The sequence below is a fragment of the Streptomyces glaucosporus genome (assembly GCF_039533345.1).
Classification (GTDB): Bacteria; Actinomycetota; Actinomycetes; order Streptomycetales; family Streptomycetaceae; genus Streptomyces; species Streptomyces glaucosporus.
Genome location: NZ_BAAATJ010000016.1, coordinates 66,321 through 84,977 on the forward strand (window position 1 = coordinate 66,321; position 18,657 = coordinate 84,977).

13 protein-coding genes are annotated in these 18,657 nt (G+C 74.6%); 9 read left to right on the forward strand and 4 right to left on the reverse strand.

Features of this window, described 5'->3' with window-relative positions:
• Positions 1-59 precede the first annotated feature (59 nt).
• Entirely contained in the window at positions 60-1,421 is a 1,362-nt protein-coding gene (locus ABD358_RS17600) for a hypothetical protein (RefSeq protein ID WP_344632002.1), read from the reverse strand.
• Positions 1,422-1,631: 210 nt separating this feature from the next.
• Here ABD358_RS17600 and ABD358_RS17605 point away from each other — a divergent pair, with 210 nt between their 5' ends.
• A complete protein-coding gene (locus tag ABD358_RS17605; RefSeq protein WP_344632003.1) occupies positions 1,632-1,892 on the forward strand; it encodes a Thoeris anti-defense Tad2 family protein in 261 nt (86 codons plus the stop codon).
• 21 nt (positions 1,893-1,913) lie between these two features.
• On the opposite strand, the gene ABD358_RS17610 is transcribed toward ABD358_RS17605, so the two are convergent.
• Positions 1,914-2,993 (reverse strand): LacI family DNA-binding transcriptional regulator, encoded by a 1,080-nt coding sequence (locus ABD358_RS17610; RefSeq protein ID WP_425576364.1) that lies wholly within the window; start codon positions 2,991-2,993, stop codon positions 1,914-1,916.
• 201 nt (positions 2,994-3,194) lie between these two features.
• On the opposite strand from ABD358_RS17610, the gene ABD358_RS17615 reads away from it, so the two are divergent.
• From ABD358_RS17615 to ABD358_RS17635, 5 genes are all read left to right on the forward strand, one after another.
• Positions 3,195-4,118: a carbohydrate ABC transporter permease gene (locus ABD358_RS17615; protein WP_344632004.1), complete on the forward strand. Its 924-nt coding sequence runs from the start codon at positions 3,195-3,197 to the stop codon at positions 4,116-4,118.
• Between the two features lie 6 nt (positions 4,119-4,124).
• Positions 4,125-5,066 (forward strand): carbohydrate ABC transporter permease, encoded by a 942-nt coding sequence (locus ABD358_RS17620; protein WP_344632005.1) that lies wholly within the window; start codon positions 4,125-4,127, stop codon positions 5,064-5,066.
• Between the two features lie 58 nt (positions 5,067-5,124).
• A complete protein-coding gene (locus ABD358_RS17625; RefSeq protein ID WP_344632006.1) occupies positions 5,125-6,465 on the forward strand; it encodes an ABC transporter substrate-binding protein in 1,341 nt (446 codons plus the stop codon).
• Between the two features lie 67 nt (positions 6,466-6,532).
• A complete protein-coding gene (locus ABD358_RS17630; protein ID WP_344632007.1) occupies positions 6,533-8,650 on the forward strand; it encodes a beta-galactosidase in 2,118 nt (705 codons plus the stop codon).
• A gap of 99 nt (positions 8,651-8,749) precedes the next feature.
• Positions 8,750-10,816 carry an RICIN domain-containing protein gene (locus ABD358_RS17635; RefSeq protein WP_344632008.1) on the forward strand — a complete coding sequence of 689 codons (2,067 nt, stop codon included), beginning with the start codon at positions 8,750-8,752 and terminating at the stop codon, positions 10,814-10,816.
• 77 nt (positions 10,817-10,893) lie between these two features.
• On the opposite strand, the gene ABD358_RS17640 is transcribed toward ABD358_RS17635, so the two are convergent.
• Both ABD358_RS17640 and ABD358_RS17645 read right to left on the reverse strand, forming a co-directional pair.
• Positions 10,894-12,801: a calcineurin-like phosphoesterase C-terminal domain-containing protein gene (locus tag ABD358_RS17640; RefSeq protein ID WP_344632009.1), complete on the reverse strand. Its 1,908-nt coding sequence runs from the start codon at positions 12,799-12,801 to the stop codon at positions 10,894-10,896.
• Between the two features lie 211 nt (positions 12,802-13,012).
• Positions 13,013-14,311: an alpha/beta fold hydrolase gene (locus ABD358_RS17645; protein ID WP_344632010.1), complete on the reverse strand. Its 1,299-nt coding sequence runs from the start codon at positions 14,309-14,311 to the stop codon at positions 13,013-13,015.
• Between the two features lie 233 nt (positions 14,312-14,544).
• On the opposite strand from ABD358_RS17645, the gene ABD358_RS17650 reads away from it, so the two are divergent.
• The 3 genes from ABD358_RS17650 (at position 14,545) to ABD358_RS17660 (ending at position 18,632) form a co-directional block, all read left to right on the forward strand.
• Positions 14,545-15,930, forward strand: coding sequence for a type I glutamate--ammonia ligase (locus ABD358_RS17650; protein ID WP_344632011.1), 1,386 nt, complete (start codon positions 14,545-14,547; stop codon positions 15,928-15,930).
• The gene (locus tag ABD358_RS17655; protein ID WP_344632012.1) at positions 15,930-17,054 is read left to right on the forward strand and encodes an amidohydrolase family protein; all 1,125 of its coding nucleotides are present in this window, start codon (positions 15,930-15,932) and stop codon (positions 17,052-17,054) included. The genes ABD358_RS17650 and ABD358_RS17655 overlap by 1 nt, the downstream gene beginning before the upstream one ends.
• Positions 17,055-17,291: 237 nt before the next feature.
• Positions 17,292-18,632, forward strand: a complete 1,341-nt coding sequence (locus ABD358_RS17660; protein ID WP_344632013.1) for a GDSL-type esterase/lipase family protein — start codon at positions 17,292-17,294, stop codon at positions 18,630-18,632.
• Positions 18,633-18,657 lie beyond the last annotated feature (25 nt).

Below are 18,657 nucleotides of genomic sequence, written 5' to 3' on the forward strand. Positions count from 1 at the left end.
CGACGCCGGCCGTACCGCGTCCGGGGACGCGGCCACCTGCTCCGGGCGGTGCGGAGGGTTCAGAACAGCCGCCGCCGGATCTCCGCCCACGCGGTCAGCTCCGCCCGCAGGCCGGGGTCGCGGACCCGCTCCAGGTGCGGCAGCGCGGCGGCCACCAGGTTGCGGGCTTGCCGGGAGATCCGCATGGCACCGAGGTTCTCCCGCGCGAATTCGACGGTGTCGCGGGTCGGTACGTCCTCCCGCGGGACGGGCATGGCCGCCAGGCACTCCCGGACGAGGTCGTCGGCGGACGGCAGGGCTCCGGCCACCTCGTCCGCCAGGCCCCGGACCCGCAGTTCGGTCGCCTTCCGGGCGAGCCGGCAGGCGGTCTCCGCGCGGTCGAAGTCGCCCGTCTCCTCCCCGTGCCGGATCAGCCGGACCAGGAGCCGCGCCCACTCGGCACGGGCCCCGGCGCGGTCCCGGACCTGGATCTCGCACTGGTGGCAGAGGTGGAGCCACCAGTTCGGCGCGGTGCCGTCGGCGGGACGGCGGCGCCGGACCCAGCGCCGCCGTTCCTCCTCGGAGGCGTGCAGCAGGTGCCGCAGCGCCTGCTTGGCCGACCGTGCGGAATCTCCCGCGCCCCCGGCCGCCGCGCCGGGTCCGCCGGGGGCCGAGATCGCGAGCACCCTCCCCGTCTCCTCGTCGGCCGTCACGACCACCCGGCTGTCGGCCCGTTCGAACCGCCGGCACCCCAGTCCGTCCGGGCCCAGGTCCGCCAGGGGGAGGCCCTGCCGGTCGAGCGCGGCGCGCAACTCGTCGATGTGGAGCGGCGTGTGGAGCCGGTGCGCCTGCACGGTGAAGTGCGTGCCCTGCCAGGGTTCGCCGCGCCCGTGCCGCTGCCAGAAGAACTCGGCCAGGTCGTAGCCGAGGGTCAGCTGCCGCTCGTCGCGGACCTCGACGGCGTCGCCGCCCAGCAGCTCGGCGACCTCCTCGGGTGAGCAGTCGGCGTGGGCGCCGCGCACCGTGCCGGTGACCACCACCTCGGCGAAGAAGGCGACACCGGGCGAGGCGGGACCGTACGGGACGCCCGCGTCGTCGAGCAGGGCGTGCATGTCCCCGGGCGGCGGGGACGGGTTCGCGGCCGCGTGTCCGGCGGCGTCCGGGCCGGCGAGCGGTTCGCGGATCCGCTCCGCGGGCAGCCGCGGGTCGGCCGCGGCGGCGTTGCGCACCGGCGGATCCGGGGCACGGCCGGGGCGGTTCACCGGTCCGGGGGACGCGCCGGGGTCGTGCCGGGCGGCGCCGGCGCTCCAGCGCTCCGCGAGGGCGGCGCGCACCCGGTGCCCGGGGTGGGCGACGATCGCATCGGCCACGTCCGGCGGCAGGTTCGGCCGGCCGGCGGTCCAGAACCGGAGCGCGGGCGACGCGACGCCGGGGTTCAGCATCCGCGGCAGCACTCCGTCCGGGCCGCCGGATTCCGCGCCGGTCCCTTCAGCACGCCCTCGTGCCGCGCGTCCATGTCCGCTCCCCCCCCTGTAGCGCCTGCGCTCCCCGCGCCGCCGCAGCGGTACACCACAGCGTCCGGCGGGGGAGGTCATAGCACATGCGCTTTTGCCTCTTCAAGCCCCTTCCGGGCTGCCCACTACGCTCGGGGCATGGACTTCTCCGCAGCGTTGGAGTTACTGAGGGCCGGCCGCCGCATGGCGCGCCGGAGCTGGATCCAGCCGGGCAAGTACGTCTACCTGGAACCGGAGTCGGTCTGCGTCTCCCCCGACGGGCGGAGCCGGACGCTCGCGGCCCATCTGCGGTTCGTCACCGCTGACGGAACCGTGCAGGTCGGGGTGCAGCCCTCGCACGCCGGGCTGCTGGCCGACGACTGGTACGACGTGGACGCCGGGGCCGGCGACGGCGGCTGACGCCGGGCGCGGGGGCGGGCGTCACCCCGTGGGGGGCGGGGCGGTGGAGCGCCTCACCACCAGGCGCGTCGGGACGAGCGTCGTCCCCCGCTCGGCCGACTCGCCGCGGATCTGCCGCAGCACCCCCTGGACGCAGAGCCGGCCGACCTCGGCGAAGTCCTGGTGGACGGTGGTGAGCGGGGGCATGAACGACCCCGCCTCCGGTATGTCGTCGAAGCCGATCACGCTGACGTCGTCCGGCACGGCCCTGCCCTTCTCGTGGAGCGCGCGCAGCAGGCCCAGTGCCATCTGGTCGTTGGCCGCGAAGACGGCGGTGCAGCCGGGCTCCTCCGCGATCCGCAGTCCGGCGCGGTACCCGGACTCGGCGGACCAGTCGCCCCGCACCGCCTCCGGCACCTCGCGTCCGGCCTCCTCCAGGGTGGCCCGCCAGGCGTCGGCGCGCCGCTGCGCCGCGAACGACTCCTCCGGGCCGGCGAGGTGCCACACGGTGCGGTGACCGAGGTCGAGGAGGTGCCGCACGGCCGCGCGGGTGCCGCCCGCCTGGTCGGTGTCGACCACGCTGTAGCGGTCCCCGGCGTCCGAGTCGGCCACGACGACCTGTGTGCTGGGCGGAAGGGACACCGTGGCGGCGTCCAGGAGGTGGACCTCCATGATGACGATGACGGCGTCCACCGCGAGTTCGCCCAGCCGCGTGAAGGCGCCGCGCACCTCGTCCTGGGTCGGCACGGCCACCGGCAGCAGCGTGACGGCGTACCCCTCCCGGGCCGCCGATGCGGCGATGGCCTCCAGGGTGCGCACGTTGCCGGTGGTCGAGAGGGTGAAGAGGATGACGCCGATGGTGCGGAACTCGCCCCGTTTGAGGGCGCGCGCGGCGCTGTTGGGCCGGTAGCCGAGCTTCCGCATGGCGGCGAGCACCTGCTGCCGCGTCGTCTCGGTGACGCCGGGGTAGCCGTTGGAGACGCGGGAGACGGTCTGCGCGGACACACCGGCCAGGCGGGCGACGTCCGCCATGGACGCGCCCCGCTTCGGCCGCGCCGGGGCGGCCCCGGGCGGGGTCGCCCGCCCGCCGTCCCGGTGCGGGGTGTCCACGATGCCGTCCATGTGCCGCTGCGCCCTCTCGTCCCGGGCCGGGGACCCGTTCACGGCCCCTGACCCTCCCAACGGTGCAGTGTAGACATCGCGCCCATCGATGTTTGCGTAAACATTTCTGCTTCCCCCTCTTCCCGACGGGGGATGTTTACGCAAACATTCCTGTCCGTACCCCGTCGTGGCACCGAGCGGAACGAGGGACGAGGAGCGAGCATGACGACGACGTCACCGCCTCCGACGGCGGATCCCCCGGCCCCGCCGCGCAGGCGCCGCGACCGGCGCGCCTGGGCCGGGTGGGGCTTCACCGGGCCCTTCCTCGCCGTCTTCGGTCTGGTGTTCCTGGCCCCGATCGCCTACTCCCTCCACCTGAGCCTGTTCCGGCAGCGGATGATCGGCGGCACCGTCTTCGTGGGCCTGGAGAACTACCGGCGGGCCCTGGAGGACCCCCGGTTCTGGGAGGGACTGGGCCGGGTGGCGCTGTTCCTGGCCGTCCAGGTGCCGGTCATGCTGGGCATCGCGCTTCTGGTGGCCCTGGCCGTCGACAGCGGACGGCTGTACGGGAAGAACTTCTTCCGGATGGCGGTGTTCCTGCCGTACGCCGTTCCCGCCGTGGTCGCCGCCCTGATGTGGGGCTTCATGTACGGCACCCGCATCGGACTGCTCGGCGACCTCGGCCAGGCCCTGGACGTCTCCCTGCCCGACCCCCTCTCCCCCGATCTGGTCCTGGCCTCGATCGGCAACATCGTGACTTGGGAGTTCACGGGCTACAACATGCTCATCCTCTACTCCGCGCTGCGGGTGGTGCCGCGCTCCCTCTACGAGGCCGCGGAGATCGACGGGGCCGGGCAGTTCCGCGTCATCACCGCCGTCAAGCTCCCCGCCCTCCGCGGCGCCCTGGCGATCGCGGCCGTCTTCTCGGTCATCGGCAGCTTCCAGCTCTTCAACGAGCCGAACATCCTGCGGAACCTGGCGCCCAACGCCGTCACCACCGACTACACGCCCAACCTCTACACCTACTCGCTGTCCTTCTCCGGACTCCAGCACGGCTACGCGGCGACCGTCGCGGTCGTCATGGGCCTGATCACGATGGCCGTCGCCTACGCCGTGCAGCTGCGCGGCATGCGGAAGGAGGCGTGAGGCGCGATGAGCGCTCCGGCCACCACCCCGTCCACCGGCCGGCCCGCCCCCGGCGGCCGCTCCCCCGCACGGCCGCGGCCACCGCGCCGGCGCCACTCGGCCGGCCATCCGCGCCGCAGCGCCACCCTCACGGCGCTCACCGGCCTGGTGCTCCTCTACTCCCTGCTCCCGCTGGTGTGGCTGGCCGTCAGCGCCACCAAGACCCAGGAGGGCCTGTTCGACTCCTTCGGGCTGTGGTTCGCCGAGGACTTCGCCCTCTGGGAGAACATCACGCGGACGCTGACCTACGACGACGGCGTCTTCGTGCGCTGGCTGCTCAACACGGTCCTGTACGTCGTGCTGGGCGCGGGCGGCGCGACGCTCCTGGCGGTCCTGGGCGGCTACGGGCTGGCGAAGTTCGACTTCCCCGGCAGGCGCGCGGTCCTCGCCGTGGTCGTCGGAGCCGTCGCGGTGCCGGGCACCGCCCTGGCCGTCCCCACCTTCCTGATGTTCAGCGAACTGGGCCTGACCAACACCCCCTGGGCGGTGATCGTGCCCTCGCTGGTCTCCCCCTTCGGCCTGTACCTGATGTGGGTCTTCACCGGCGAGGCGGTCCCCGCGGAACTGCTGGAGGCCGCCCGCATCGACGGGGCGGGCGAGGTGCTCACCTTCTTCCGTGTGGCCCTGCCGCTGCTGGGGCCCGGCATCGTCACGGTCTCGCTGTTCACCATGGTCGCGACCTGGAACAACTACTTCCTGCCGCTGATCATGATCAAGGATCCCGACTGGTACCCGCTGACGCTGGGCCTGGACACCTGGAACGCCCAGGCGTCGACGGCCGGCGGCGAGGCGGTCTTCGACCTGGTGATCACCGGCTCGCTGCTCACCGTCGTCCCGCTGATCGCCGCCTTCCTGCTGCTCCAGCGCCACTGGCGGTCGGGACTGGCCGCCGGGAGCGTCAAGGAGTGAGCGCCCGGCCCTCCCCTCCCCGGTTCCCCCTCCGACACGACGAAGTGAGGACGACTCCATGACCATCGGGACGCGCCGCCTGACGCGCGGTCTGGGACTGCTGTGCGCCGCCGTCCTCGGCGCGGCGGCGTGCGGAGGCCCGGACAGCGCGGACGAGTCCCTCGAAGGGCTCTCCGCCTCCGACGTCCGGGCGGCCCTGGAGGAGGGCGGCTCGATCACCGTGTGGGCGTGGGAGCCCACCCTGAAGCAGGTCGTCGCCGACTTCGAGGAGAAGTACCCGGAGGTCGACGTCGAACTGGTCAACGCCGGTTCCGGCAACGACCACTACACCGCTCTGCAGAACGCCGTCTCGGCCGGCTCCGGAGCGCCCGACGTGGCGCAGGTCGAGTACTTCGCCCTGGGGCAGTTCGCCCTCACCCGGGAGGTCCACGACCTCTCCCCCCTCGGCGCGGACGAACTGGAGGGCACCTTCGCCCCCGGCCCGTGGAACGCCGTCCGGGCCTTCGACGGCGTCCACGCCCTGCCCATGGACTCCGGCCCCATGGCGCTGTACTACAACAAGGACGTCTTCGACGAGCACGGCGTCGACGTGCCCACCACCTGGGACGAGTACGTGGACGCGGCACGCGCCCTGCACAGGGCCGACCCGGACGTGTACATCACCAACGACACCGGGGACCCCGGGCTGACCACCAGCCTCATCTGGCAGGCCGGCGGACGCCCCTACCGCACCGACGGCACCGAGGTGGCGGTCGACTTCTCCGACGAGGGGTCCCGGGCCTACGCCCGGACCTGGCAGGAACTGCTCGACGAGGACCTCCTGGCGCCCGTGACCTCCTGGAGCGACGAGTGGTACCGGGGGCTGGCCGACGGCACCATCGCCACGCTGGCCGCCGGCGCCTGGATGCCCGCCAACTTCGAGTCCGGGGTGCCGAAGGCCTCCGGCTCCTGGCGGGTGGCGCCCCTCCCCCAGTGGCGGGAGGGCGCCTCCGACAGCGCGGAGAACGGCGGCAGCGGGCTGGCGCTGCCCAAGGCGGGCGGGAACGAAGCCCTGGCCTACGCCTTCGCCCGGTACGCCACCACGGGCGAGGGCGTACGGGCCCGCGTCGAGGCCGGGGCCTTCCCCGCGACCACGGAGGACCTGGAGTCCGAGGAGTTCCTGGACACCGAGTTCGAGTACTTCGGCGGGCAGAAGGCCAACCGGATCTTCGCCGAGTCCTCGGCGAACGTCTCCGAGGGCTGGGACTACCTGCCCTACCAGGTCTATGCGAACTCCGTCTTCAACGACACCGTCGGCGCGTCCTACGTCTCCGGCAGGCCGCTGACCGAGGGGCTGGAGGAGTGGCGGCGCTCCTCCGTCGAGTACGGCAGGGAGCAGGGCTTCACCGTCGTCGAGTGAGCCCCTCCGCCCCTCCCGCCCGGACCCCGCCGCGCCCCGTACCGCCCCCTCCCCGCAAGGAGCGACCATGCCCCGCCCCTCACTGCCCCCGATGCTGCGCCAAACGGACGGCGGCGGCACCCCGGGGCTCGCCTACGGCGCCGACTACAACCCCGACCAGTGGCCCCGCGAGGTGTGGGACGAGGACGTCCGGCTGATGCGCGAGGCGGGCGTCACCGTCGTCTCGCTGGCGATCTTCTCCTGGGCCCGCATCCAGCCGGCCGAGGACGTGTGGGACTTCGGCTGGCTGGACGAGGTGATGGACCTCCTCCACGCGGGCGGCATCGCCGTCGACCTGGCCACCGCGACCGCCTCCCCTCCCCCGTGGCTGACCGCGGCCCACCCCGAGGTCCTGCCCGTCACCCGGTCGGGCGAGACCGTGTGGCCCGGCGCCCGCCAGCACTGGCGCCCCACCTCGCCGGTCTTCCGCGAGTACGCGCTGCGCCTGGTCGCCGCGCTGGCCGAGCGCTACCGCGACCACCCCGCGCTGGTGGCCTGGCACGTGAACAACGAGCTGGGCTGCCACAACGTCTACGACCACTCCGACGACGCCGCCCGCGCCTTCCGGGCGTGGCTGCGCTCCCGCTACGGCACCCTGGAGGCGCTCAACCACGCCTGGGGGACGGCGTTCTGGTCCCAGCGGTACACCGACTGGGAGCAGATCCTGCCGCCCCGGCTGGCCGCCTCGCACCTCAACCCCACCCAGCAGCTCGACTTCAAGCGCTTCTCCTCCGACGCGCTCAGGGACCACCTGCGGGCCGAGCGCGACGTGCTGCGGCGCATCGCCCCCGGCGTGCCGGTGACCACCAACTTCATGGTGATGGGCGGGACCCGGGGCATGAACTACGCCGACTGGGCCCGCGAGGTGGACTTCGTCTCCAACGACCACTACGTGGTCCCCGGGCCCCAGGCCCTGGACGAGCTGTCGTTCTCGGCGAACCTCACGGGCAACATCGCGGGCGGACGGCCGTGGTTCCTCATGGAGCACTCCACCAGCGCCGTCAACTGGCAGCCGGTCAACCGCGCCAAGCGCGACGGGGAGCTGGCCCGCGACTCGCTGCTGCACGTGGCGCACGGCGCCGACGCGGTCTGCTTCTTCCAGTGGCGGCAGTCGGCGGCGGGCGCCGAGAAGTACCACTCGGCGATGGTCCCGCACGCCGGCCCCGACAGCGACGTGTTCCGCTCCGTGACCGGCCTCGGGCGCGTCCTGCGCGACCTGGCCCCCGTGGCGGGCTCGGAGCGCGCCCCCGCGCCGGCGGCGATCCTCTTCGACTGGGAGTCGTGGTGGGCCTGCGAGCAGGACTCCCACCCCACCTCCCGGCTCCGCTACCGGCAGGAGGCCCTCGACTGGTACTCGGCGTTCCTCGCCCTGGGCGTGCGGGCGGACGTCGTCCCCGCCGGCACGGAACTGGACGGCTACGGGCTCGTCGTCGCGCCCGTGCTCCACATGGTGCCCGGAGAGCTGGCCAGGAAGCTCACCGGTTACGTCGAGGGCGGCGGGCACCTGGTCACCACGTACTTCTCGGGCATCGTCGACGAGAACGACCACGTCTGGCTCGGCGGCTACCCGGGGCCGCTGCGGGACCTGCTGGGCATCCGCGTCGAGGAGTTCGCCCCCCTGGACGACGGCGAGGGCGTCGCACTGGACGACGGCGCCACCGGGACGCTGTGGACGGACCGGATCACCCTCACCGACCCCGCCGTCGAGGTCCTCGCCTCCTACCGCACGGGCGACCAGGCCGGGCGGCCCGCGATCACCCGCCGCCGGGTGGGCGGCGGCTCGGCCGCGTACGTGTCGACCCGGCTGGGCGCGGACGGTCTGACCGGCGTCCTGGCCCGGCTGCTGGACGCCGCGGGGATCGCCGGCGAACTGCCCTCCGGCGTCCGCGGCCGGGTGGAGCTGGCGGTGCGCGAGGGCGGTGGGGCCGCGTACTGGTTCCTGGTGAACCGCACCGACGAGACGGTCGAGTTGCCCGGCGTCACCGGGGAGGTGCTGGCGGGCCGGACGGAGGGCGGCGCGGACGGTGTGCTCGTCCTCGCCCCGCGCGGCGTCGCCGTTCTGCGCCGGGCCGCGTCCCCGGCCGGAGGAGCCGAGGAGGGCGAGGGGGCCGGGGAAGGCGAGGAGACCGGGGAGGGGAGCCGGTGATCCGCCGCCGGTGACCGGCTCCGCCCGGCGGCACGTCCGGCACACCCGGCACACCCGGCACGACGGCATGTCCGGCACGACGAGAACGAGAGGACGAACATGAGAAGACCCGGCACGCTCCGGCGCCTGACCGCCTGTCTGGGCGCCGGCGCCCTCGCCGCGGGAGCCGCCCTCGCCGCCGGCCCAGTGCCCCGGGCCGCGGCCGAGCCGGCCGCGGCCGTCACGGTCACCCCCGACCCGTCCTACCGGCAGCCGGAGTTCGAGGGCTGGGGCACCAGCCTGGCGTGGTTCGCCAACGCCACCGGCGACTACCCGGACGAGATCCGCGACAGACTCGCCGACCTGGTCTTCGGCGACGACGGTCTGGCCCTGAACATCGCCCGCTACAACATCGGCGGCGGCAACGCCCCCGACGTGAGGGACTACCTGCGCGCCGGGGGCGCCGTGGAGGGCTGGTGGCGGGCCCCGGAGGGCACCACCCGCGAGGACACCGGCTGGTGGAGCGCCGACGACCCGGCCGACTGGAACCCCGGCGCGGACCGCACCCAGCGCTGGTGGGTGGACCGCGTCAAGGACGAGGTCGACCGCTGGGAGGCGTTCTCCAACTCGCCTCCGTGGTTCATGACCGCCGGCGGATACGTCTCCGGCGGCTTCGATCCGAACGCGGACCAGCTCAGGGAGGACTCCGTCGGCGACTTCGCCGCCTATCTGGTGGGGGCGGTCGAGCGGCTGGAGGAGGCGCACGGCATCGACGTCGACACCCTCGACCCGTTCAACGAGCCCAACACCCCCTACTGGAGCACGCGCCTGGGGCCCGACGGGGAACCCGTCGGCGGACGGCAGGAGGGCGCGCACATGGGCCCCGGGCTCCAGCAGCGCGTCATCCGGGCGCTGGCCGCGGAACTGGAGGGGGCCCGCACCGACGCCGTGATCTCCGCGATGGACGAGACCAACCCCGCCACCTTCGCCCGCAACTGGGAGTCCTACCCGGCCGACGTGCGCGGGAAGGTCGCGCAGCTGAACGTCCACACCTACGGCACCGCCGGCCGCACCACCGTCCGCGACCTGGCCAAGGCCGCCGGCAAGCCGCTGTGGATGAGCGAGGTGGAGGGCGGCTGGGGCGGCGGACAGGACTTCGAGTCCATGGCGCCCGGGCTGGGCCTGGCCCGGCACATCGTCGACGACCTGCGCGAACTGGAGCCCTCCGCCTGGGTGTTCTGGCAGCCCGTCGAGGACTACGACAACATGAAGCCGGGGGGCGAGTCCCCGCAGGGCGGCAACTGGGGAAGCATCCAGGTCCCCTTCGACTGCACCGCCGAGGACACCCTGGAGACCTGCCCGGTCCGCACCAACACCAAGTTCGACACGGCCAGGAACTTCACCCACCACATCCGCCCCGGCGACCGGCTGGTGAAGGTCGACGACACCTCCAGCGTCGCGGCGGTCGGCGAAAGGGGCGCGACGGTCGTCCACGTCAACGACTCCCCGGCGCCCAGGACGGTCGTCCTCGACCTGTCGAAGTTCGGCCGCGTCGCGCGGGACGCCACGGTGACCCCGGTGGTGACCAGCGCCGACGGCCCGCTGGTGCGGCACGCCCCCGTCCGCGTCGAAGGGCGCGGCGCCTCGGTCGCCGTGCCGGCCGAGTCCGTGACCACCTTCCTCGTCGAGGGCGTCTCCGGGGCGGCGGAGGACGCAGCGGCGGTGCGGAAGGGGCACGCCTACCGGCTGGAGGGCGTGCAGAGCGGAAAGGCGCTCACCGTCTCCGACGGCGGGGACGGTGTGGTGATCCGTGCCGCGGACCCGTCCCGCACCGGCCAGTCCTGGCGCCTGGAGCCGGTCCCCGGGAGCGCCGGGGCCGGTGACAGCCGCCGGCGGTACACGATCTTCGGTGCGGTGGACGGCCGGCGCCTGGCCGTCCGCGGCGGCTCGGTGGTGCCGGTGGACGGCCGGCGTCGCGACCCCGCCGCCCAGTGGATCATGTCCACGACCGGCGACGGGTCCTGGACGTTCGTCAACGCCGCCACGGGCGGTCTGCTGGAGGTCGGCGGGCAGGCGACGCACGACGGCGCCCCCGTCGGCTCCTGGCCGCCGAACTCCGGCCCGAACCAGCGCTGGACCCTCACGGACACCACGGACACTGCGGACACCGCGGCTCCCCGGCCCTGAGCCCCGAAACCGTGCCGCGGCCCCTCCCCGGGGGAGCACCGGGGAGGGGCCGCGGACGGCAGGGGCCGGGGCGCGGGTCAGCGCTCGTCGGCCACCGTGAACTCCAGCGTGTCGGTGAAGGTGCGGCCGTGGGCGTCGGTCGCGGTCACCTTGGCGCGGTGGGTTCCGGGCTCGAGGTCGGCGGGCAGTTCGAACCGCCACAGGTGCATCGTCCGGTCGGCCACGCTGCCGCCGTGGACGAGCTGCTGGGCGACCGCGTGCGGGTCGGACCACTCCGGGCCGACGAGCTGGTCCTCGCCCCTGGCCTGCTGGGTGCGCACGGCCTCGCGGGCCCGGCCGCCGTCGAGGGAGACCTTCACCTTCGAACCGGTGGAGCCCATCCAGAAGTTGGCGGTCAGCCAGGTGGTGCCGGTCAGGTCGTCCCTGGTGACCACACGGGTGTCGGCGAGTTCGGGGGCCGGGCCCTGCTTGCTCTTGTTCCAGGCCTGGCGGTCGGCGTACCACGTGCGGTAGGTGGGCGAGTTGACGCCCAGCTGCATCTGGACGTCGTCCTTCTCACCGGTGACGGTGAAGCGCTCCTTGAAGGAGTTGCCCTTGATCTCCAGCGTCAGGACGCCCGGGCGTGCGCCGTCGCGGCCGACGGCGACCGGGTAGCCCTTGTCGGTCAGCCTGCCGGAGTACCAGTCGCCGGAGACGGCGCCGGCGGTGATGTGCGGGAAGGGCAGGCCCTCGACGCCGAAGATGTCGCGCCAGCCCTTGAACAGGTCGCCGGTCTTCATGTTCTCGATCGAGTGGGTGTGGCCGGCCACGGAGACGGCCTTGCGGCCCTCCAGCAGCTCGTAGATCTCGCGGACCTGGTCGACCTGGTGCCGGGCGCTGCCCTCGTCGGCGAAGGTGAGCAGGGGGATGTGCCCGGCCACGACGATCAGCCTGTCCGAGGGGACCTTCGCCAGGTCGCGCTCCAGCCACTTGAGCTGGTTCTCGTCGAGGCGGCCGTTGTAGGAGGGGCTCTTCCGCGGGTCGTTGCAGTTGGGGCGCTGCCCGTCGGCGTTGTCGACGTCCGGGGTGCACGGGTAGCGGACGGTGTTGAGGGCGATGACGTGGGTCCGGCCGACGTCGTAGGAGTAGTAGGCCGGGGCGAGCTGGGCCCGGAAGGTGTCGAAGGAGTGCTCGGGGGTCGTGGCGTCGTAGTCCAGGTCGTGGTTGCCGGGCAGGAAGCGCACCGGGCCGTTGAGTTCCCCGGCCAGGTTCTTGACGTCCGGGTAGAGGGAGAGGTCGTCGCCGACCACGTCGCCGATGAACAGGGCGCCGCAGCCCGCGTAGTCGCGGCGCTTCGCCAGGTCGGCGATGGCTCCGGCGCGGGCGTAGCCGACCTCCTCCTTGTCGTACGTCTGGAGGTCGCCGGCGATGACGCAGTCCTGCTCGCGGCTCTGGGTGAGCCTGCTCTTGACCAGGGGGAAGTTCACGGCCTCCGGGAGCGGGCCGGTGGGCTCGATGCCGCCGTAGCGCAGCTCGGGGGATCCGGCGGGCAGGTGGTTGTAGTGGAACTGCGCGATGTTGTGCTCGTCGACGGGCACCTGGTAGCCGGCCGGCTGGGTGACGAAGACGGTCATGTTGTCGTAGGCCGGCAGCTCGTAGCGGCCCTGGCGGTCGGTGGTGACCACGTCGCGGCCGTTGGAGACCAGCACTCCGGCCACACCGCGCTCGCGGCGGTCGCTGCTGCTGTCGCGGTCGGCGTCGAGGAAGACCCGGCCGGTGAGCGTCCGCCTGTCCTTCCCCTTGCCGTCGCCCGGCACGACCTCCACTCCGCCCCGGTAGGCGTCGGCGTTCCAGTCGTTCCTGTCGGCCGGGGCGGCGGCGGTCGCGGGGGCGGCCGCCGCCGTCGGCACGGCCGCGGCGGCGAGCGCGGAACCCGCGAGCGCCGCCGCGCCGAGCGCCGCGAGTGCGGTGCGTACCGGCCTGGACGTGGGGCGAGTGAGTGACACTGCTCCTGACACCTCCGTCGGTCTTTGTCTGACGTTCCGTCGACTGGTGTGCGGAACGGGGCGGTCCGCCCGTCCGCGTGCATGACACTGGCGGGCGGAGCTGAACTCCGGGCGAGGAGAAGGCGAAGCGCCGGGGGACCGTGCCGCTCGATCGTCTCCGCTGTCCGCAGGGAGGGACGAAAGGGATGTCCGGGTGGATGCCGGTCCGGTCTCAGACCTCTCCCCGCACCATGGCCAGCAGCCGGTCGAAGACGGCGGCGTCCACCCGTATGCCGTCGTGGGCGTGGGCGTTGGTGATCCAGGGACGCAGTCCTCGGACGTGCGCGGCGGTGCGCAGGGAGTGCTCCCGGTCGACGTACATGTCGTCGTGGTAGACGGCGGCCACGACCGGCACCCGGTTGTCCGCCAGCCGGTCGGGGTCGTACAGCGGGGGCCAGTCCGCGCGTTCGGCGAGCAGGTGGGCGGCCTCCCGCAGCGGCACCAGCGCCGGGTCCTCCTCGAAGTGCCAGGGGAAGACCATCTCGCCGGTGAGGCGCAGCGGTCCGCCGGATGAGGCGTCGAAGGCGGGGAACTCCTCGCGCGTCCGGTGCGCGGACCAGGCGGTGGGCCGGCCGCCCTGGGCGTAGATGGCCTCGTGGAGGACGGCGTACAGGGGGTGCTCGGCGAAGGAGACGGCGGACTCCACGCCGCGCAGGAAGGTGTCGGAGAGCTCCGGCCCGCGGCGGCCGGGCACGAACGCGGTCTCCAGCAGGTAGTGGAGGCCGTCGAACGTCGCGGTGGCGCCGAGGAGCATGCCCAGGGTCTGGAAGCGGCGCACGGTCAGGCGCTCCCCGGTGGGCATGCGCACCTCGTGCTCGGCCAGATGGGCGGCGATCGCGTCGGCGAGGCGCTGGTCGCCGGGGTAGCGGGCGAAGTAGCGCTCGTTGTGGTCCAGGACGCGGGCCCAGGCGGCGCGGTAGACGTCGTCGGCGTGCGCGGTGAGGGAGGGCAGGCCGCCGGCGATCATCGCCTTCTCCACCCCCTCGGGCGCCAGGGAGAGGTAGGTCAGGACGCAGAAGCCGCCGAAGCTCTGGCCGAGCACCGTCCAGGGGCGGTCCTCCTCGCCGTCGGCGGCCAGGTGCCGGCGCAGCAGTTCGGCGTCGCGGACGATCGAGTCGGCGCGGAAGTGCGCGAGGTGGGCGGCGGCGGCTCCGGCGTCGGGGTGGACGGCGAGGGTGCGGCGGTCGGCGGGGGTGCTGCGTCCCGTGCCGCGCTGGTCCATCAGGACCACGCGGTGGTCGCGCAGCGCCGCGCGCAGCCAGGCGCCGGGGGCGTGGGGGCGTTCGGCGCGGTGGCCGGGGCCGCCCTGGAGCCACAGCAGCCGGGGCAGGTCCTCCCCCTCCCGCCCGGCGGCGACCACCTCGCGGGCGAACAGGGTGATCGTCTCCCCGTCCGGGCGTGCGTGGTCCAGGGGGACCTCGAGGGTGTGGTCGGTGCAGACGAGCCCGGTGTGGCGGTGGACGGCGGTCATGGCGGGCGGCGGTCCCTCGTACGGCGGCGGACGGTGTGCGGCGGGGCCCGCGGGCGGCGGCCCCTCCCGCACCGTACGCGGTGTGCCGCCGCGGGGCGCGGGCCCGCCCCCCGATCGGGTGCCTTCCCCCGGCCGCGCCGCCGACGGCGGATCCCGCCGCCCGCCCGCTGCGGCATGATCGCCCCACGGCCGTCCCGGACCGGCCGGTCCGGGACGGGCGCGAAGGAGGAGCCATGGAGACGGGGGCGGCGGCGCGCGAGAGGGCGCAGCAGGACGCCCGGCACGAGGCCGCCCGGCTGAGGTCGGAGGGCGTCCGCGGCATCGCCCTCACCTGGGTGGACAACGCGGGGATCACCCGCGCCAAGACCGTGCCCGTCTCCCAGCTCGCGCACGCGGCGCGCTGGGGCGTGGGCATGTCGCCCGTCTTCGACGTCTACGCCGTCGACGACTCGGCCACCACCAGCCGCCACATCGGCGGCCCCTGCGGCGACCTGCGCCTGTTCCCCGACCTGGACCGGCTGACGGCGCTGGCCGGGCAGCCCGGCTGGGCGTGGGCCCCCGTCGACCGGTACACCCAGGACGGCGAGCCGTACCCCGCCTGCCAGCGGCTCTTCGCCCGGCGCGAGGCCGCGCGGGCCGAGGCCCTGGGGCTGGAGCTGCGGATGGGCTTCGAGACCGAGTGGACCGTCCTGCGCCGCGACGCCTCGGGGGCGGGGCCCGGGGAGGACGTCCGGGAGGTCCGCCGTCCGGGCTCCGGCCCGGCGTACGGGATGGCCCGCGTGGTGGAGCTGTCCGGCTACCTCGGCGACGTCCTCGCCGCCCTCCTCGACGAGCACGTCGACGTCCTCCAGCTCCATCCGGAGTACTCGCCGGGGCAGTTCGAGGTGTCCACCGCGCCCTCGGACCCGGTCGGGGCCGCCGACCTGGCCGTGCTGGTGCGGGAGACGGTCCGGGCGGTGTCGGTGCGGCACGGGCTGGTCCCCTCGTTCGCTCCCGTCGCCGAGGTCGGCAGGGTCGGCAACGGCCGCCACCTCCACCTGAGCCTGTGGCGGGAGGGGAGGAACCTGTGCCGGGGCGGCGAGGGCCCCTTCGGCATGACGGCGGAGTGCCAGGCGTTCCTGGCCGGGGTGCTGCGGGAGCTGCCCGCGCTGCTGGCCGTCGGAGCCCCCACCCCCGCCGGCCACCTGCGGCTGGAGCCCTCCCGCTGGGCGGGGGTGTTCCGGTGCTGGGGGCTGGAGAACCGCGAGGCCGCCCTCCGCTTCATCACCGGGGCGCCGGACGACCCCGGCGGCGCGAACGCCGAGGTCAAGTGCTTCGACGCCACGGCCAACCCCTATCTGGTGACCGGCTGCGTCACCGCCGCCGGACTGGCCGGGATCGCCGACGGCCTCACGCTGCCCGAGCCGGTCGCCGGCGATCCCGCCGAGCGGGGCGACCAGCCCCGGCTGCCCGCCTCGGCGGCCGAGGCGCTGGAGCACTTCGAGCGCTCCGAGGTGCTCCGCGCCGCCATGGGGGACCCCCTGTTCGAGGCGTTCGCCGCCGTGCGCCGGGCGGAGATCGAGCTGTTCCGTGACACCGCGCCGCAGGACGTCGTGGCCGCGGTCCGAGGGAGGTACTGATGACGGCCGGGGCATCCGATCTGCCGCCGCTGGTGGACCACCACTGCCACGGGGTGGTCCGCGGCGACCCGGACGACGAGACGTTCGCGTCGTTCCTGACGGAGTCCGACGAGCCGGCCGCACCCGGCACCACGTTCTTCGACACCCAGCTGGGTTTCGCGGTGCGCCGCTGGTGCCCGCCGCTGCTGGACCTGGAGGTCCACTGCCCGCCCGGGGAGTACCTGGAGCGGCGCCGGGAGCTGGGCGCGGACGAGGTCATGCGGCGGCTGCTGGGCTCGGACGGCATCGGCGACTACCTGGTGGACACCGGCCCGGCCGCCGACCTGACCGGTCCGGAGGAGCTCGCGGCGGCGGGCGGCGCCCGCGCCCACGAGGTGGTGCGGCTGGAGCGGCTGGCCGAGGTCTCCGCCGACGCCGCGGACGGCGTCACGTCCTTCCTGGACGCCCTGGACGGCGCGGTGGCGGAGGCCGCGCGCACCGCGGTGGGCTTCAAGTCGGTGGCCGCCTACCGCCACGGGCTGGACCTCGCCCCCGAGCCGCCCACCGGCGCCGAGGCGCGGGAGGCGGCCGGCCGCTGGCTGGCGGACCGGGAGTCCGGCGGCCGGGTCGCCGACCCCGTCCTGCTGCGCCACCTGCTGTGGTCCGCCGCGCGGACCGGGCTGCCGCTGCAGCTGCACACCGGGTTCGGCGACACCGACCTGCGGCTGGACCGCTGCGACCCGCTGCTGCTCACCGACTTCGTGCGCGCCGTCCGTCCCACCGGCTGCACGCTGGTCCTGCTGCACGGCTACCCCTACCACCGGCACGCCGCCTATCTGGCGCACGCCTACCCGCACGTGTACGCCGACGTGGGTCTGGCGCTGAACCACACCGGCGCGCGGGCCGGCGAGGTGCTGGCCGAGGCGATGGAGCTGACCCCGTTCGGCAAGCTGCTGTTCTCCACCGACGCCTACGGCCTGCCCGAGCTGTACGTGGTGGGGGCCGCCGTCTTCCGCGCCGCCCTGACCCGGGTGCTGTCGCGCTGGACGGGCGAGGGGCTGTGGTCGTACGACGACGCCGAGCGGGTGGCCGCCATGGTCTGCGCGGACAACGCCCGGCGCGTGTACGGGCTGGACGGGGGCTGATCCCGGACCCGGCCGCGCGGACGCGGGGTTGACGCCGCCGGGGGCCCTCCCTAGCGTGCGGGGCGCGATCCGTCCCGACGGGCGGACCGTCCGCGGGGACGAGCGCGCACCCGGTCCGGGGCCCGCGCCCGTCCCGCGCCCCCGCCTGCCCGACCCGCGGGGAGACCAGCACGACTCCGGCTCTTCGACGCCCGGTCCACGCACGGCACCGGCACCAGCCGAACGGGAGGAACGCTCGTGGGATCTTCACCGGGGCGCGGCGGGTTGCGCGCCCGTGCGGGCGCGTGGTTGGCCCCGCTCGTCATGCTGATCGCCTCGGCGGCGGCCGTCCCCGCCGCCGCGGCCGAGCCCGCCGCCCGGGGCGGCGGTCCCGCCGCGCCGCCCGGCCGCAGCGCCGTCTGGAGCGCGAGCCTCCAGGGGGCGCACGGCACCTCCCCCGACCTGACGGTGCGGAACATCGCCCGGGCCTCGGTCGCGGCCTCCTCGCTGCGGGTGCGGATCGGCAACCCGTACGGCGACCGCCCGGCGGTGTTCCGCTCGGCGACGGTCGGGCTGCAGCGCGCGGTCGGCGAGGCCGATCTGGTCCCCGGTTCCCTGCGCACCCTCACCTTCCAGGGCCGGCCGCGGGTCACCGTGCCGCCGGGCGGCCACGTCTACAGCGACCCGGTGCCACTGCGCGTGGCGGCCCGGCAGAACCTGGCGATCAGCCTGTACGCGCCGGGCGCGCCGGTCAACGACCACACCTTCCCGCCGCCGTCCCCCAACCCGCCCGCCAGCTTCCTCTCGCTCGGCGGCGACCACACCCGCGACACGGGCGACGCCGCCTACCCGGAGGAGGACAGGGGGCTGTCCGCCGAACCGGGCTACCACCCGGGCCAGTTGTGGTGGGTGGAGGTCGTCGACGGCCGCACGCCCGCGAAGGGCACCATCGTGGCGCTGGGCGACTCCAACACCACCGGCCACAACGCGGTGGGCGGCGGCGACCGCTGGACCGACCTGCTGGCGCGGCGGATCAACGCCCTGCCCCCGGGCAGGCAACTGGCCGTCGCCAACGCCGGGATCTCCGGCAACACCGTCAGCCGGCAGCCCAACCCGTACGACCCGACGGGCCAGTGCTGCGGTCCCCCGGCCCTCGACCGGCTGGAGCACGACGCCCTCGGCCTCGCCGGCGTGCGCCATCTGATCCTCCTGGAGGGCACCAACGACCTCGGCGGCGGCGACCACGCGCCACCCGCGCCGGCGTCGCAGGTCATCGACGCCATGCGGGAGATCGCCGACCGGGCCCGCGCCCGCGGCGTCAGGGTGATCGGCGCGACCCTGATGCCCATGTGCAACGCGGCGGACAGCACCAGGGAGGCCAACCGGCTCGCGGTGAACGAGTTCGTCCGCACCGGCGGGGTGTTCGACGGCGTCGTCGACTTCGACGCCGCGGTCAGGGACCCGGCCGATCCGACCCGGATCCGCGACGCCTACCGCGCCGACTGCTACCACCCGAACGCGGCCGGCCACGCGGCGATGGCCGAGGCGATCGACCTGGGCCTGTTCGGCCTCGGCCGCCGCGGAGACAGGGCCGCCTGACCCCGCGCCGGGGCCGCTCCCCGCG

Excerpts from the sequence above, each read along its gene's own strand:
- ABD358_RS17600 (WP_344632002.1), bottom strand. The coding sequence starts at position 1,421 with ATGCTGAACCCCGGCGTCGCGTCGCCCGCGCTCCGGTTCTGGACCGCC.
- ABD358_RS17605 (WP_344632003.1), top strand. The coding sequence starts at position 1,632 with ATGGACTTCTCCGCAGCGTTGGAGTTACTGAGGGCCGGCCGCCGCATG.
- ABD358_RS17610 (WP_425576364.1), bottom strand. The coding sequence starts at position 2,993 with ATGGACGGCATCGTGGACACCCCGCACCGGGACGGCGGGCGGGCGACC.
- ABD358_RS17615 (WP_344632004.1), top strand. The coding sequence starts at position 3,195 with ATGACGACGACGTCACCGCCTCCGACGGCGGATCCCCCGGCCCCGCCG.
- ABD358_RS17620 (WP_344632005.1), top strand. The coding sequence starts at position 4,125 with ATGAGCGCTCCGGCCACCACCCCGTCCACCGGCCGGCCCGCCCCCGGC.
- ABD358_RS17625 (WP_344632006.1), top strand. The coding sequence starts at position 5,125 with ATGACCATCGGGACGCGCCGCCTGACGCGCGGTCTGGGACTGCTGTGC.
- ABD358_RS17630 (WP_344632007.1), top strand. The coding sequence starts at position 6,533 with ATGCCCCGCCCCTCACTGCCCCCGATGCTGCGCCAAACGGACGGCGGC.
- ABD358_RS17635 (WP_344632008.1), top strand. The coding sequence starts at position 8,750 with ATGAGAAGACCCGGCACGCTCCGGCGCCTGACCGCCTGTCTGGGCGCC.
- ABD358_RS17645 (WP_344632010.1), bottom strand. The coding sequence starts at position 14,311 with ATGACCGCCGTCCACCGCCACACCGGGCTCGTCTGCACCGACCACACC.
- ABD358_RS17650 (WP_344632011.1), top strand. The coding sequence starts at position 14,545 with ATGGAGACGGGGGCGGCGGCGCGCGAGAGGGCGCAGCAGGACGCCCGG.
- ABD358_RS17655 (WP_344632012.1), top strand. The coding sequence starts at position 15,930 with ATGACGGCCGGGGCATCCGATCTGCCGCCGCTGGTGGACCACCACTGC.